Source organism: Flavobacterium xizangense, assembly GCF_054075145.1.
Genome location: NZ_JBSIPG010000264.1, coordinates 1 through 244, shown reverse-complemented (window position 1 = coordinate 244; position 244 = coordinate 1). Strand labels below are relative to the sequence as shown.

General features: G+C 58.6%; 1 protein-coding gene. It reads right to left on the bottom strand.

Annotation, left to right across the window (positions count from 1 at the left end; all coding sequences use genetic code 11):
• The coding region (locus tag ACWA1B_RS23370; RefSeq protein WP_456911073.1) for a hypothetical protein at window positions 1-199 on the bottom strand (199 nt) is incomplete at its 3' end.
• Window positions 200-244 lie beyond the last annotated feature (45 nt).

The window sequence follows — 244 nt, the reverse complement described above, 5'->3', positions numbered from 1 at the left end:
GGAAACGCTCATTGCCGATGGTGATGACCTGCCCGTCGGGCAGCTCATAGCTCTTCTCCAGGGAGGAGGAAGAGGCAGCGGTGGCCATCTCATTCTCGAAGTCCAGGGCCACATAGCACAGCTTCTCTTTGATGTCGCGCACGATTTCCCTCTCAGCTGTGGTGGTGAAGCTGTAGCCACGCTCGGTCAGGATCTTCATGAGGTAGTCTGTCAGGTCCCGGCCAGCCAGGTCCAGACGCAGGAT